The sequence below is a fragment of the Peribacillus sp. NJ4 genome, assembly GCF_030348345.1.
Classification (GTDB): Bacteria; Bacillota; Bacilli; order Bacillales; family DSM-1321; genus Peribacillus.
This window is the reverse complement of sequence record NZ_JAUCFQ010000001.1, coordinates 4,348,197-4,361,294: the sequence shown is the minus strand read 5'-3', so window position 1 is coordinate 4,361,294 and position 13,098 is coordinate 4,348,197. Positions and strand designations below refer to the sequence as shown.

Annotated in this window: 14 protein-coding genes; 12 read left to right on the top strand and 2 right to left on the bottom strand. The window is 42.2% G+C overall.

The annotated features are described in order from the left end of the window. Window positions 1-20 precede the first annotated feature (20 nt). From QUF94_RS21740 to paaX, 5 genes are all read left to right on the top strand, one after another. Window positions 21-1,538, top strand: a complete 1,518-nt coding sequence (locus tag QUF94_RS21740; RefSeq protein WP_289317664.1) for an aldehyde dehydrogenase family protein — start codon at window positions 21-23, stop codon at window positions 1,536-1,538. Between the two features lie 120 nt (window positions 1,539-1,658). Beyond that, window positions 1,659-2,531 carry a 3-hydroxyacyl-CoA dehydrogenase gene (locus QUF94_RS21735; protein WP_289317663.1) on the top strand — a complete coding sequence of 291 codons (873 nt, stop codon included), beginning with the start codon at window positions 1,659-1,661 and terminating at the stop codon, window positions 2,529-2,531. Beyond that, entirely contained in the window at window positions 2,528-3,736 is a 1,209-nt protein-coding gene (locus tag QUF94_RS21730) for an acetyl-CoA C-acyltransferase (RefSeq protein ID WP_289317662.1), read from the top strand. The genes QUF94_RS21735 and QUF94_RS21730 overlap by 4 nt, the downstream gene beginning before the upstream one ends. 60 nt (window positions 3,737-3,796) lie before the next feature. Beyond that, on the top strand, window positions 3,797-4,573 hold the full coding sequence (locus tag QUF94_RS21725; RefSeq protein WP_289317661.1) for an enoyl-CoA hydratase-related protein: 777 nt from the start codon (window positions 3,797-3,799) through the stop codon (window positions 4,571-4,573). An 85-nt stretch (window positions 4,574-4,658) separates the two neighbouring features. After that, window positions 4,659-5,540, top strand: coding sequence for a phenylacetic acid degradation operon negative regulatory protein PaaX (gene paaX / locus QUF94_RS21720; protein ID WP_289318468.1), 882 nt, complete (start codon window positions 4,659-4,661; stop codon window positions 5,538-5,540). Window positions 5,541-5,634: 94 nt separating this feature from the next. Here the strand turns inward: paaX and QUF94_RS21715 are convergent, their stop codons facing one another. Next, on the bottom strand, window positions 5,635-6,147 hold the full coding sequence (locus QUF94_RS21715; RefSeq protein ID WP_289317660.1) for a gamma carbonic anhydrase family protein: 513 nt from the start codon (window positions 6,145-6,147) through the stop codon (window positions 5,635-5,637). An 80-nt stretch (window positions 6,148-6,227) separates the two neighbouring features. On the opposite strand from QUF94_RS21715, the gene QUF94_RS21710 reads away from it, so the two are divergent. Both QUF94_RS21710 and QUF94_RS21705 read left to right on the top strand, forming a co-directional pair. Beyond that, a complete protein-coding gene (locus QUF94_RS21710) occupies window positions 6,228-7,193 on the top strand; it encodes an NAD(P)H-dependent flavin oxidoreductase (RefSeq protein WP_289317659.1) in 966 nt (321 codons plus the stop codon). 349 nt (window positions 7,194-7,542) lie between these two features. Next, window positions 7,543-8,154, top strand: a complete 612-nt coding sequence (locus QUF94_RS21705; protein ID WP_289317658.1) for a DedA family protein — start codon at window positions 7,543-7,545, stop codon at window positions 8,152-8,154. Between the two features lie 45 nt (window positions 8,155-8,199). Here QUF94_RS21705 and QUF94_RS21700 read toward each other — a convergent pair whose 3' ends face one another. Next, entirely contained in the window at window positions 8,200-8,343 is a 144-nt protein-coding gene (locus tag QUF94_RS21700; RefSeq protein WP_289317657.1) for a YjcZ family sporulation protein, read from the bottom strand. Window positions 8,344-8,559: 216 nt separating this feature from the next. On the opposite strand from QUF94_RS21700, the gene QUF94_RS21695 reads away from it, so the two are divergent. From QUF94_RS21695 to QUF94_RS21675, 5 genes are all read left to right on the top strand, one after another. Further along, on the top strand, window positions 8,560-9,309 hold the full coding sequence (locus QUF94_RS21695; RefSeq protein WP_289317656.1) for a metallophosphoesterase family protein: 750 nt from the start codon (window positions 8,560-8,562) through the stop codon (window positions 9,307-9,309). A 91-nt stretch (window positions 9,310-9,400) separates the two neighbouring features. Next, on the top strand, window positions 9,401-9,529 hold the full coding sequence (locus tag QUF94_RS21690) for a hypothetical protein (RefSeq protein ID WP_289317655.1): 129 nt from the start codon (window positions 9,401-9,403) through the stop codon (window positions 9,527-9,529). Between the two features lie 198 nt (window positions 9,530-9,727). Next, window positions 9,728-10,654 (top strand): cation diffusion facilitator family transporter, encoded by a 927-nt coding sequence (locus tag QUF94_RS21685; RefSeq protein WP_289317654.1) that lies wholly within the window; start codon window positions 9,728-9,730, stop codon window positions 10,652-10,654. Window positions 10,655-10,950: 296 nt separating this feature from the next. After that, window positions 10,951-11,640: a response regulator transcription factor gene (locus tag QUF94_RS21680; RefSeq protein ID WP_289317653.1), complete on the top strand. Its 690-nt coding sequence runs from the start codon at window positions 10,951-10,953 to the stop codon at window positions 11,638-11,640. Window positions 11,641-11,734: 94 nt separating this feature from the next. Then, window positions 11,735-13,060 (top strand): sensor histidine kinase, encoded by a 1,326-nt coding sequence (locus tag QUF94_RS21675; protein WP_289317652.1) that lies wholly within the window; start codon window positions 11,735-11,737, stop codon window positions 13,058-13,060. Window positions 13,061-13,098 lie beyond the last annotated feature (38 nt).

The window sequence follows — 13,098 nt, the reverse complement described above, 5'->3', positions numbered from 1 at the left end:
AGAAAAGGGAGTGGGATTACATGGTTGGAGTTCAAGCGGCAGCATTTGAAAAAGCGGAAATGAAGCGTGATTATTATCATCTGATCATTAATGGCGAAAGAGTGGAAAGCTCTAATGGATCCACGATTGATGCGTACAACCCTGCGACTGGTGAAATCATTGCCAAAGTTGCAAAGGCGACTAAGGAAGATGCAGAAAGAGCTGTTCAAGCTGCACGTGAAGCATTTGATAATGGGAAATGGAAGAAAACTCCGATTAATAAACGGTCTCGAGTTTTGAACAAAATTGCAGCAATCATGCGTTCACGCTTTAATGAATTGGTTGAATTGGAGGTTCTGAACAGCGGAAAATCCATTTCTGCAGCGCAAGGCCAAGTCATGCAGGCAATAGAAGATTTCGAGTTTTATGCAGGCGCTATAGTCGGACACCGCGGAACTGTCAATAATGTACCTGGTCAATTCCATAACTACACGGAAAAAGAGCCAGTAGGTGTTTGTGCTCAAATCATTCCTTGGAATTATCCTATGATGATGGCAGCATGGAAAATTGCACCTGCGATCGCAGTTGGCTGTTCAGTCATTGTTAAGCCAGCTTCGTTAACGCCGCTGACTGCAATTGTATTAGGGGAAATCTGTTTAGAAGCTGGTGTTCCTCCAGGAGTTGTCAATATCATTCCGGGTCCTGGATCGGACGTAGGGAATTACCTTGTCGAGCATCCGAAAGTGAATAAGGTGGCCTTTACAGGTTCTACGCCAATCGGCAGGGATCTTATGGGCAAAGCTTCACAGACATTAAAAAGGGTGACATTGGAGCTTGGCGGAAAGTCCCCTAATATTGTCTTTGAAGATGCGGACCTTGAAGCAGCTATCGATGGATCATTATATGGAATTTTCTACAATACTGGGCAATCTTGCGAAGCTAGGTCCCGTTTATATGTTCACGAAGACATATATGATGAGTTCGTTGCCAGATTCGTGGTAAAAACGAAAAAATTGAAATTGGGCAATCCACTCGACAAAGAAACGCATGTCGGTGCAGTCATAGATCAAGGGCAATTGGATGTCATCGACAATTATGTACAATCTGCCATTGCTGATGGAGCGGAAATCCTGACAGGAGGAAAGCCAGCGGTTATAGAAAGTTTCGAGAACGGATATTGGTATGAGCCGACGGTCATAGCGAATGTCAATCATGAAATGAATGTAGTGAAAGAGGAAATATTCGGACCGGTCGTTGTCATTATGAAATTCAAAGATGAAAAAGAAGCCGTGCGACTCGCGAATGATACGGAATTTGGTTTGGGTTCAGCTCTTTGGACAAAGGATGGCGGCCGTGCGACTCGAGTGGCCAATCAAATTGAAGCGGGAATCGTCATGGTGAATTGCCCATTCTCCGCATTTCCTGGAACACCTTTCGGAGGCTATAAACAGTCAGGATTCGGCCGGGAACTTTGTATTGAGACACTTGATCTATATACAGAAACGAAAAGCATCATTTCCTATCATGGAAGCCGTCCCTTAAATCCCTTTGGAATTTAATAAAAACATAAAATAGGCGGCTGGCTGAACGGTATGTCGGAGAAGTAATTCAGATATGGATGAATGCTGATCTGATTCATCGTAGCCAGCCCTATTTATTTTTAAAGGAGGAATGAACGAATGATTAGAAATCTTGTGATTGTGGGATCTGGTGTCATGGGCAGGGGAATAGCCTATGTAGGAGCAACAGGAGGCTTCAACGTAGTATTGGTGGATGTGAATCAAGATGCATTGGAAAGTGCAAGAAAAGAGATCGATATCATTTTTGAAAAGGGTGTGCGCTACCAAAAAATCACCCAGGAAGAAGTGGCAGCAGCAAAAAGCAGATTTTCGTATTCTTCCAATTTGAAAGAATCAGCAGCATATGCCGATTTAATCATAGAGGCAGTTCCGGAAAAGGCAGAAATTAAGAGGGCAGTCTTCGAAACGATGGAAGACCATGCAAAAGAAGTCTGTTACTTTGCAACCAATACTTCCACAATGAGTCCGACGGAAATTGGTTCTTATGGAAAACGTCCTGAAAAAACGATTGCCATGCATTTCTTCAATCCTGTACAAAAAATGCCGCTGGTTGAAATTGTACGTGGTCTTGAAACCAGCGATGAAACGGCAGCCATAATAAAAGAAGTAGCCGAAAAAATGGGGAAAGAAACCGTGGTCATTAATGAATTCCCTGGGTTTGTAACCAGCAGGATCAGCTGTTTGGTAGGTAATGAAGCGTTCTTCATGCTTCAAGAAGGGTTAGGAACACCGGAAGAAATCGATAAGGCGATAAAGTTAGGGCTGAATTACCCAATGGGGCCATTTGAGCTAGGGGATTTGGTGGGATTGGATGCCCGATTGAATAATTTAAAATATTTACATAGTAAACTTGGTGAGAAGTATCGTCCGGCCCCCCTCCTTGAACAGTATGTTAAAGCTGGCAGGCTCGGCCGCAAGTCAGGTAAAGGGGTGTACGATTATACACAAGATGGAGAGCTGGTGAGGAAATGAAGGATGTTGTGATTATCGATGCTGTGCGAACGCCGATAGGAAGATATAAAGGTGCTTTGAAATGGGTTCGCCCGGATGACCTCGGTGCGATTGTAATCAAGGCGCTGATAGATCGCAATCCAGAGCTGCCGCCAGATCAAATTGAAGATGTCATCTTCGGGAATGCAAATCAAGCGGGAGAGGATAATCGCGATGTGGCAAGGATGTCCGCCCTTTTAGCTGGTCTTCCAGTAAACGTAGCTGGAACGACAATAAATCGTTTGTGTGGATCCGGACTGGATGCCGTTATGTATGCTGCACGTTCCATTGCTGTAGGAGAAGGCGATATTTATATCGCAGGCGGGACTGAAAGCATGACAAGGGCGCCGTACGTCATGGCCAAACCTGAAGGTGAATTTCCGCGGGGTTCAATGGAGCTTCAGGATACAACGATTGGATGGCGTTTCACGAATGAGAAACTTAAAGAAATGTATGGCACGGATTCCATGCCTCAAACGGCAGAAAACGTCGCCCAGCAGTTTTTGGTTTCTAGGGAAGACCAAGATCAATTTGCGTTTCAAAGCCAGCAAAGAGCGAAAAAGGCAGTGGAAGAAGAACGTTTCATTAATGAAATCGTACCTGTTCGATATACGGATCGCAAAGGGAATGAGGTCATTTTCGAAAAAGATGAACACCCTCGTCCTGACACGACCATCGAAAAGTTGGAAAAACTCAAACCGATCTTTAAAGGTGGCACTATAACGGCGGGTAATGCTTCCGGTGTAAATGATGGAGCTTCAGCATTACTATTGATGAGTGCAGAAAAAGCACGAAACCTTGGACTAAAACCTATGGCCAAATATGTTGTAGGTGCGGTAGCGGGCTTAGAACCGTCAATTATGGGCCTGGGTCCAATTCATGCAACTAAAAAAGCATTGGGAAGGGCGAATTTATCGATTGAAGACATTGGGCTGGTTGAATTGAATGAAGCATTCGCTTCCCAATCCGTAGAGTGCATCCGCCAATTGAAATTGGATCAGGATAAAGTGAATGTCAACGGCGGGGCGATAGCATTTGGCCATCCACTCGGTGCAAGCGGGGCACGTATTTTAACAACACTTGTTCACGAAATGAAAAAGCGGAATGTACGCTATGGTCTTGCAACGATGTGTGTCGGTGTTGGTCAGGGAATTGCTGCCATCATAGAAAATATTGGAAACGATTGATGATCGGCCCTTATTTTTCTTAGTATAAGGGACATTTTCTTAAAAAAGGGGCGAGGACCCATGTCAAAGGTTATTTATAAAGTAGTAAATCAAATCGGCTATGTAACAGTGAATCGGCCTGACGTATTGAATTGCTTCGACTATGAGACACTTTCTGAACTGCAGGATGTCATCGATGCAGTTTATACGGACGGAGATATCCGCGTCGTCATTTTCACGGGTGCAGGGGAAAAAGCATTCAGCGCGGGCGCGGATTTGAAAGAAAGGAAGGCTTTGAATGATGTGGAAGTAAGAAGGAACGTCAAAGCGATTCGCGATGTTTTTAATAGTATCGCAGGGCTTCCGCAGCCAACCATAGCTGCCGTCAATGGATATGCATTGGGGGGAGGATTTGAATGGATGCTTTCATGTGACTTCGCAATTGCTGCTGAAGGTGTTTCTTTGGGGCTCACTGAAACTAGCTGGGCCATTATTCCCGGGGCAGGCGGTACACAGCGGCTGCCGAGATTGATAGGGGAAATGAAAGCGAAGGAATTAATCTTTACCGCTAAAAAATTGACTGCAGAAGAGGCATGTCAATTAGGGATCCTTTTGAAGGTCGTTTCAAGGGATCAACTTATGTCAGCTTGTGAGGGATTGGCAGCCGATATCATGAAAAATGGGCCGATTGCAGTCAAACAAGCCAAATACGCGATTACCCAAGGGATGAATACAGACTTGCAAACCGGAATGGCCATAGAGGGAAAAGCCTATGAATTGACCATCCCGACTCAAGACAGATTGGAAGCACTCCTGGCATTTAGTGAACGGAGAAAAACGCAATTTTCAGGTAAATAATATTGCGGTTTCAATTCAAAAAGATATAATAATAATTATGTCGTCCGTGTGAAAATAGTAACAATGTGAGAGTGAGGTGAGAAAAATAGGAACTAATACGCAATCGATGATTTTTACGATATACGGTGATTATATCCGTAATTACGGAAGTAAAATCTGGATAGGCAGTTTAATTCGTTTATTAAAGGAATTCGGTCATAATGAGCAGGGCGTTCGTGTAGCCGTTTCACGAATGGTCAAGCAAGGGTGGATTCAGTCAGAAAAGCACGGAAATAAAAGTTATTACTTTTTGACCGATCGCGGTGTGCAGAGAATGGATGAAGCGGCCAATCGCATATATAAGATGAAACCAAATGAATGGGACGGTAAATGGCGTATCTTGATGTACACGATCCCTGAAGATAAGCGGCAATTACGGGATGATCTACGTAAAGAATTATTATGGAGCGGGTTTGGCAGTTTTTCCAGTGGTTGCTGGATTTCCCCTAATGATTTGGAGAAACAAATCAAGCGCTTGATCGAGAAATATGACATCAATGAATATGTTGATTTTTTCATTTCGGAATACAAGGGTCCAAAAGAAAATCAATCGCTTGTCGAGAAAAGCTGGCATTTAGAAGAGATTGAAAATAAATATGAAGAATTCATTGAGAAATACAGCAAACAATTCATCGTTCATCAAAGCATCATTGGCAGGGGGGAAATGTCCGATGCTGATTGCTTTGTGGAACGAACGAACCTGGTACATGAATACCGTAAGTTTTTATTTGTCGATCCGGGCCTGCCAAAGGAACTGTTGCCTTCAAAGTGGAATGGGAATCATGCTGCTCTTTTATTTAGCCAGTATTATCAAGTTTTGGCTGAACCGGCAAGCCGTTTCTTTGAAAGCGTTTTTCAGGAAAACAATGATTTATGGCGGAAAGACGAAACCTATGACGCCAAGGATCATCCTCTTATCATTAAGTGAAAAAGAGCTTCAGCCAGTCGCTAATGACGACTTGCCGGAGCTCTTTTCTACTTTAAGTCAACTAAAGACAACGGGGGAATTCCCTTTGTGATAATTAATCAAGTATCCCTTTGAAGTCCTTTCCTTTTTGAACATACGTATCAATCGAAAGTTGGATCAATTCGAGATCTTTATCATTCAATCTGCGAACCACTTTCCCCGGGGAACCGATAACCAGCGAACGTGGAGGTATGATTTTACCAGAGGAAATCAATGTATTCGCGCCGACAATGCATTCCTCGCCGATCTCTACATTATCCAATATCGTTGAGCCCATCCCGATGATGGACCGTTTTCCTATTTTACAACCATGTAGGATAACATTGTGACCAACCGTCACTTCGTCTTCAATGACAACTGGGCACCCTTCAAATAAATGAATGGTGGAGTTATCTTGAATACTGCATTTTTCTCCGATTGTAATTGAATCTTCATCACCGCGCAGAACGGAGTTAAACCAAATGGTCGATTCTTTCCCAATCGAAATATCACCGATTAAATGGGCACCAGGTGCAACGAAAACGGATTCATCAATGGATGGCTTTTTATTATTGTACGGAATAATCATAGTCTCGCTCCTTTTGGAAAAGTCAGAATTGTTTTTCTAATGAATATAGTATAACATTAAATGGATAGGGAGGGATGAAAGTGAAATATATTTGTGAGCTTTTTTCGATAAAATATCCCATTATTCAAGGCGGCATGGGGAATATAAGCAATGCAAGTCTTGCCGCTGCAGTATCCAATGCAGGGGGCTTAGGGACAATAGGATGTGGTACCATGAATCCTGAACAGGTAGAAGCCATCATTCTCGAAACCAAAGATAAAACCAATAACAATTTTGCGTTGAACATTCCGATTAACGTTAGTCCATATACAGATGAGTTAATCAATCTTGTCCTGAAGCATGATATTCCTGTAGTTTCCTTATCTGCGGGAAATCCTGCCCCTTACATTCCACTATTGCAAAAAAAGAATATTAAAGTGATTGCCATAGTTGCATCGGTCAAGCACGCGCAAAAAGCGCAAGCTGCAGGGGCCGATGTGTTGGTAGCTGAAGGGTTTGAAGCTGCCGGTATCAATTCGAACCTGGAATTGACGACCTTTACACTCATTCCGCAAATTAGCAAGCATGTGACGCTTCCGGTTTTGGCCGCTGGCGGAATAGGCAACGGACAGGGGTTGGCCGCTGCGTTGATGCTGGGAGCGTCAGGAGTCCAGTTGGGAACCAGGCTGATCGCTACACAAGAAGCACCGTTCCATCCATCATATAAACAAAAACTAATCGAAGCGATGGGCAATGATACGTTTATATTGGGCAGATCCGTTGGCCAGGTAAGAAGAGTATTGAAGGACCGATATACGGAGAAAGTCCTGGATTTGGAAAAACAGGGACTGTCTCCTATTGATTACCGTGAAATGACCTCGGAAGTCCACCATATTAATGGTGCGATGAACGGTGATGTTGATAATGGTTTTATGAACAGCGGCCAGGTTGCCGGATTGATTGACGATATACCGACGGTTAAAGAATTACTTGATGGCATGATGAAAGACGCGAAAAAGCATTTGGAAGATGGATTGAGTAGGCTTTCCACCCCCTTTATGATTTGAGAACTAAGGGTATCGATCTTGTCATGTGTACATCTCTACCCATTTAGGGGCTATTCACTTGGTTAACTATATCGAATGCTTGAGGTCAATTCGTCCTCAAGTTTTTTTCGTTTCGGGACCATCTGATATTCTATTATTATCGTTCTTCTTACAAGCTTAGTTCTGTAGTAAATAGCCCGATAACAAAACATGGACTCCATAAGAACATTGTTTTAGGATAACATTATGGAAAAATGAGGGTTAACTTGTGATACAATGGAAAATGTCCTTTTTGACATCATGGGTGCCCGGATTCATCTTGGAGCACCCCTTTTTATATGTAATAAAAGTTAGAAAAGGGGAAACCTCAATGGAAACTTTAATAATGAATATGATTGAAGCGTTTAAATCTTTATCTTATTTCGGTGTTTTGCTAGCTTTGACTTTTGAATTCATTCCTGCTGAAATAGTTTTGCCACTGGCAGGATACTGGGTTTATCAAGGGGATATGAATTTATACTTGACTATCCTTGCCGGTTCGCTTGGTGGGGTAACGGGACCATTGACGCTTTATGCCTTAGGCAAGTATGGCGGGAGACCGCTTGTATTAAAGTTCGGAAAATACTTTTTGATCAAAGATGAGCAGTTGAAAAAAGCTGACCGCTTCTTTGAAAGGTATGGTGGGGGAATTGCCTTCTTTGGACGGTTTGTACCAGGTATTCGTACCGCCGTGTCGCTGCCATGCGGAATATTAAAAATGAATATTTGGAAATTCATATTATATACCTATATGGCGATGCTTCCTGTTACAAGCGTTTATGTTTATTTAGGGTTTAAGTTAGGACCTAGCTGGGAGCAGGCGGGAGCCATCTTTTCACAATATGCGAATTTCTTGCTTATCCCCATTGCACTTATAGCCATTTGGTTCATTATGAAGACTCGAAAACAAAAGCAAAGAGAAAAAATAAAAGTCAATCAATAGCAAAGAAGGCGCCATGATCAGGCGCCTTTTTCATTTCTTTCATTATTAGCAGCATCCACCGCCGCCGAATCCCCAACTGCATCCAATGATGATTAACAAGATGAATAATACGATCAGTAATGCAAATCCGTTATCGAAACCGCCGCAGCCGCCACCGACGCCACAACAATCGTTACCATTTCCACCCATTTAATTTCCTCCTCATACATTTTATGAATTACATACCTAGCAAAACATGTTTACCGGGAATACTTCATACTATGTATTCTAGGCCAAAGTGTTTGCTTATTCTTAAAAAATGGGCGTTGGTAAATCAAGGGGAATAAGCCCGAATATTTTTTTGATTTCGTTTAAAATGTTATAATATACCATATGGATTATGGGGGAAGGGAGCTGAGCTTAGTCATGAGAGTTGCCATTATAACGGATGTGCATGGTAATGCTTCAGCGTTAAAAGCCGTTCTTAGGGATATTGATCAAAGGGATGATATAGATCATATCTATTGTTTGGGAGACATGGTTGGGATTGGCCCGGATACAAATGAAGTCCTTGAACTTTTATTTGCAAGAAATGATTTATCGATGATAACTGGAAATCATGATGAAGCTGTCCTGGCCATCATTAACGGGGAGCCGCATCCGGACGGTCATATTCATGTAAAGGAGCATCATGAATGGATAGCTGAAAGAATGCATCGGAATTTCATAACCAAACTGGAAAAATTGCCTCGCACCATACAGCATATCATTAATGATCACTCCGTTTACTTCACCCATTATCATATGGAATCGAAGAAATTGGATGAACACATTAGCCAAAATCCATTTAGTAAAATCGTTGAACCGAATTTAAATAACTTAGAAACGCTTTTCAAAGATGAGCATCATGATTTAATAGGATTTGGACATCATCACCCTACCCACCTTTTTAAAAATGACCGAACGATATATCTGAACCCGGGATCTCTAGGCTGTAATGGTGAACCAATTGCTCCTTATGCCATTGTGACGATTGAAAATACAGGTATACAGGTAAATCTTGAAAAAGTCCTCTATGATAATTCATCGTTTCTGTTATCGTATAAAAGCTTACTGGTTCCCGAGTATGAATTCATTATACGGGCCTTCCATGGGGGACAGCAGGTGCGTTCATAAATGATGAAATATGGGGAAATATTCAGCATAAATGTACATGCCTGTGGATACGATAATAGGCAAAACATGATGATGATGCTGGAGGTAGGTTATGAAGGAAAAAGAACAGGTAAACCAAGAGCAAGAAGAGATGGAACGACACAGTCTTGTCTGTAATAATGAATTGTTTAATAAAGATTTACACGCCATTGTCGATGATACGATGCAAGAGGAAAGATAAATTGGAAGGAACGCTGCAGGAAATGTCTGTAGCGTTTATTTTTAGCTTTGAAATGGTTGAAGGCAGAGTATTGATCCCCGCTAAATGGATCAGGGCCTACATTTTTTCCAGCGGTGAACCCGTGAAGTGAATCATTTGAAACCATTCTGGATTTATCCCATACTATATATAAGTTTTAAATCCGAGAGGAGGGATGGCATGGGACATCATCATGGTCACTCCCATGATCATGGGCACGGACACCACCATCATACTAATAATAAAAAAGTGTTGTTGGCATCTTTCTTATTGATCTCCACATTTATGGTAGTTGAGGTCATTGGGGGATTCATGACAAATAGTCTGGCTTTACTGTCGGATGCAGGTCACATGCTTAGCGATGCAGCAGCTTTAGGACTTAGTTATACAGCGATAAGGTTGGGGGAAAGGAAAGCGACATCGACCAAATCGTATGGATATAAACGGTTTGAAATCATTGCTGCCTGTTTGAATGGATTGACCTTGATCGTTATATCCGTATTCATTTTCATAGAGGCAATTAAGAGGTTCGTGGATCCCCCTGAAGTGCAAAGCTTGGGAATGCTAATGATTTCAATCATTGGTTTACTGGTTAATGTCATTGCGGCATGGATTTTAATGAGCGGGGATAAGGAAGACAATTTGAATGTTCGGAGTGCTTTTTTACATGTGATGGGCGATCTGCTCGGATCTGTGGGAGCCATTGCTGCCGCACTTTTGATTTATTTTTTCGATTGGGGAATAGCGGATCCGATTGCGAGCGTCATAGTCGCGATTTTAATTATTATCAGCGGTTTTAGGGTGGTGAGGGATTCTTTCCATATCTTGATGGAGGGCACACCCGACCAAGTCGATATGGATGAAGTAAAAGCATCCTTGATGGATTTGGACAGTGTATCCGATGTCCATGATCTCCATATCTGGACGATTACTTCTGGTTTTTTGACAATGAGTTGCCATGTTGTCATTGATGAGGGGGGCAATCACGATTCAGTTCTAGCAGAAGCTCAAAAACTTCTTCACGATCAGTTTGGAATTGAACATAGCACGATTCAAGTGGAAAGGCAGGAGGCAGGCTGTCCGAATCCACACGAGACATGTAATTGAAAAGAGGCCGGCTCTAAGGTAGAGCCAGTCTCTTAAGGGTGTTATCATAAGTTTTTACAAGCGATTTCATATCCATTTCCATATGACTTTATTGAATCAGTCAGATGCATCCCTGTAAAATGAGTCGAGAACACTTGTACAAAATAAGTTAAGGAAAATACTAAGTGAAAACATCGGTCTGCGAACATAATCCTGACACATTCAAAGGGTAAGATTGAGGAAAAAGGCTTTGATGATTTTAATAGTTAGCATATACAAAATGATTCCACTATAATTCAGGAAGGAGGAATCCCTATATGAAGAAAATTCTTGTAGTAGAAGATGAAATTGCCATTTCGATGGTATTGAAAGCATATTTGGAGCGTGAAGGTTTTAATGTAGTCCAAGTATACGATGGACTAAAAGCCATTCCGGTTTTTGAAGATGCGAAGCCAGACCTTGTCCTGCTTGATGTCATGTTGCCTGGAAAGGAAGGCTGGGATATATTGAAGGAAATTCGGGAGGACGATACATGCCCGGTTATCATGTTGACGGCACTGAACGATGTAGATTACCGATTATCCGGATTTAAGTCAGGTGCGGATGATTACATCTCCAAACCATTTGTTGCCGAAGAAGTAGTGGCCCGGGTGCATGCCGTTTTAAGAAGGTCCTCGACGGTTGTTGCGGAAGATGAACATGTTCATGAGTTTGGGAGTTTAACCATCGATGACCAGTCTTATATGGTGCAATTGAATGGGGAAGAAATAAACTTGACTCCGCGTGATTTGTCGCTGCTCATTTTTTTCGCTAAGCACCCTAATCAAATCTTCACGAGAGAACAACTTCTCGATCAAGTATGGGGCATGGATTATGATGGCAGCGACCGTGCCGTGGACCTGGCGATCAAACGGATCAGGAAGGCGATTGATGCATGGCCTGTAACTGAGGGGGAAATAAAAACATTGCGTGGATTGGGGTATCAATTGAGTGTCTATGAAAACTAAAAAAAGAACCACTTTACAACGATATTGGACTAAGAGATACGTATTGACCTTGATTTCCGGTTTGATATTATTGTCTGTTTTTTCCTTATGGTGGATGGAAAAAACAGCTTTGGAATATAGGCTTAGCCTCCTTAAGTACTTAGCTGATGAAACATCCGACCGTGCGATAAAGGAAAATGGTCAGATTGTCGTTGGCCCGATCCTTGCGGAGATTGTTGAGGAAAGGGAGAAAATCCTTCATTTGAACCAACAGCCAATCATCTATATCGTCGACCCTGATGCCAGCATCATATATACGATGCCTCAATTGTATATCGATCCGGATGAAAATAAACTTCCGGACGTCATTATGAAAAATAAGGAGTTAATCCAGAAGGTCAAGATTTCCGACAACAAAGTATATGTCGTCAAATCCCCGATTACGTTTAATGGTGAGACGAGAGGCTGGGTGGTCATTGCACAGGAAGAAGGGGCATTGGAGGAAATCAACCAAGATCATGGCTTATTGGCAATCATGATTGGAGGCCTTCTAATTCTGGGGACGGGAGTCATTTATTTTCTTTCCAGGCAGATTTCGCGACCCATCCAAGACGTAGCTAACGCCGCTGTCCAGGTTCGTGAAGGCAACTACGATATCCATTTCAAAGAGGAAGAGGAGATCAAGGAAGAAGAAATTTATGAACTGATAGAATCTTTTAAGGAAATGACCAATCGATTGAAGGTCATGGAGAGGTTGCGGGCGGAATTGCTTGCAGGCGTAACCCATGATTTGAAAACGCCAGTCACTTCCATTAGCGGACTCATACAAGCGGTTAAGGATGAGGTCGTTACGGGAGAGCAAAGTAAGGAATTCCTCGATATTTCCTTAAAGGAAACTCAACGTCTGCAAGATATGATAGAGGATTTACTTAATTATAATGCCATATCGGCAGGAGCTTTTAAAATTCGGGTGCAAAAAGAAAATATCAATATATTCATCCAGGAAATCGCTTATCGCTGGCAAGTGACCCAGGATGATGATCAAGCTTTCGCTTTTGAGATAAAAGTACCTGATGAACCGGTCTTTGGTCAAATTGATTCATTGCGGATGCAGCAAATCGTCATTAACCTTTTGAATAATGCCAGGCATGCACTTGATGGTAACGGGAAAATTGCGATTCACCTTTATGAAAAGGATGAAGAACGAATCTTCATTGATGTACTGGACAGTGGCCGGGGAATCCCAAAACATGAACAACAATTTGTGTTCGAACCATTTTATCGGGGGGAAAACAAAAAGTTGAAAGTACGTGGTTTAGGTTTGGGACTGCCATTCAGTAAAATGCTCGCAAAAGCGCAAAAGGGAGATCTTGTGCTTAAGGATAGCAATGAAAAAGGTACCACCTTCACGATCATTATAGAGAAAGCGAATCAGATATAAAAAAAGGGTTGTCCGATTTTAATGGACAACCCTTCTTT